This is a genomic window from Streptomyces yerevanensis (assembly GCF_000716805.1).
GTDB lineage: Bacteria > Actinomycetota > Actinomycetes > Streptomycetales > Streptomycetaceae > Streptomyces > Streptomyces flaveus.
Genome location: NZ_JNWJ01000178.1, coordinates 1 through 1,756 on the forward strand (window position 1 = coordinate 1; position 1,756 = coordinate 1,756).

Annotated in this window: 2 protein-coding genes and 1 pseudogene; 2 read left to right on the plus strand and 1 reads right to left on the minus strand. The window is 69.0% G+C overall.

Annotation, left to right across the window (positions count from 1 at the left end):
* Window positions 1-433 (plus strand): sigma-70 RNA polymerase sigma factor region 4 domain-containing protein (locus OP79_RS48860; protein ID WP_033329695.1); only part of this gene is annotated, 433 nt, incomplete at its 5' end.
* Between the two features lie 675 nt (window positions 434-1,108).
* Here the strand turns inward: OP79_RS48860 and OP79_RS48865 are convergent.
* On the minus strand, window positions 1,109-1,378 hold the full coding sequence (locus OP79_RS48865; protein ID WP_157857551.1) for a hypothetical protein: 270 nt from the start codon (window positions 1,376-1,378) through the stop codon (window positions 1,109-1,111).
* A 255-nt stretch (window positions 1,379-1,633) separates the two neighbouring features.
* Between OP79_RS48865 and OP79_RS58835 the strand changes: the two are divergent.
* Window positions 1,634-1,756 (plus strand): annotated as a pseudogene (locus tag OP79_RS58835) (helix-turn-helix domain-containing protein); the annotation flags it as partial.

A 1,756-nucleotide genomic window follows, 5' to 3' on the forward strand; every position in this document is an offset into this window, starting at 1 on the left:
AGCGACATGGCCCGCAACCGCCGCCGCGAGCGGCCCGGGCGACCAGCCGGCGCGCGCCGCGTTCGCGGAAGGCGTGCTCGAGGCACTGCGCACCTGGCAGATCCCCCGCGAATTCGCCACCAGCGTCCTGCTGCACTCCCATCTCGTGCCGCCGGGCTCACCCGACCCGGCCGCGGACCTGCGCGGCGCCATCCTCACCGCCCTCGACGCGCTGCAGATCGACCCCGCGGGCGTCAAAGCCCACGAGGCTCTCACCGCCACCTACCTCACGGCCTCCCGCACCCACAAGGCCGCCGCCCGGCGACTGGGGGTGCCCTACGGCACCTACCGGCGCCACCTCGCCCTGGCCAAGGAACGCCTCATCGAACAACTGCTGCGACAACCGGCCACGACAATCACACCGACCCCGCCACACTCGTCCCCGGAGGAGTGAGGCCACCGCGGTACCGCGGGGCAACGTCCTCCGTGAGAAGCGCGTACTGCCACTCGTTGTCGTTCAATGGCCACAACAAGAAACTCCTTCATCCCTACCCTCATCTGCCTCCCTCGAGGCGTTGGTCCGCGAACCCGGCGTGCTGGCCGGGGCAGTTGCGCTCGAACATGACCACTCTGCGGGCGGTTTCACCCGGGCCCATGACGCCTGAAGGTCTCGGCGCAGGGCACGGCGACAGTGCCGGTACCCGCGCCGGCCGAGGGCCCTGCTGCTGGACCGGAACCCAAGCCACACCAGAGGTTCCCGTGGGCAGTGCTGAGCACGATTGAGCAACACCGAGGGCTAGCGACCGGGCAGCGGGGCGGCGCAGGGTCTCCAAGCGGGAGGACGGCGCGGCTGTCCGCGACGAGGCCCGGTGCGGCCGCGAGGCCGGCGATGGAGTTGACGTTGACGATCGCGCCGCCGCCGGCCTGGCGCATCGAGGGGGCGGCGCGCCGGAGACGCCCTCCTCGCGGAGCAGGATGCGGATGATCCGCAGCAACCGCCTGCCCTCGTCGTCATCAATCTCCCGAACCCGCACGCGTTCAGCCACCTGATCATTCTGGCCGTCCGATGCTTCCTCGCGCAGGAAGTGGGCGACACATCACGACAGGGCGAACGTTGCCTGATGCGGCACTAGTACCAGAGGTACAGGAACCACTTCATCTTGCCGTCGGTGCCCCTCTTGTATTCGCACTTCCAGTTGCGGCCGCTCTGATCTCCCACAGCGACGCATGCTTCCGGGGTCCAGTAGGCCGCCCAGAAGCGCCAGCTCATGATCCCGACGTTCGTCTCGCTGGCCGAGACCTTCGGTGCCGGTGCGGGCTCGGCCGCCTGGGCCGTCACAGTTGTGCCAGCGAGGGCGAGCACACCTCCCAGGGCCAGGCTTACCAGTGCACGTCGCATGCGCATGATGTTCCCCTCTGAGTCATTGCGGTGTTTTGCGATTGGGGCCGTGTGTCCACGGACTATGTGAACCGGAGCGGTTCGCACAGCCCGCTTCTCCGTCAGGGCGGCCGCTGGGGGCGTCCTGGATCGAGTTCATCGGGCTGGGGGTTGTTGCACAGCCGTGTCCCGGGCGTGAAACAAAGCAGGTCACAAGCCCGGTTGGGATGAGACGCCGCTGCTGCTCACGCGGACGGCACGGGGGAGGGAAGCGCTATGGGGCGTCCGGAGGCGGACCTCGATCCGGGGCTGGGGCCGGTGCAGCGGTTTGCGTTCGAGTTGCGCAAGCTGCGTCAGGAAGCGGGCGGCATCACCTACCGGCAGATGGCCCGGCAGGTG

Coding starts and splice junctions, on each gene's coding strand:
- OP79_RS48865 (WP_157857551.1), bottom strand. CDS start 1,378: ATGCGACGTGCACTGGTAAGCCTGGCCCTGGGAGGTGTGCTCGCCCTC.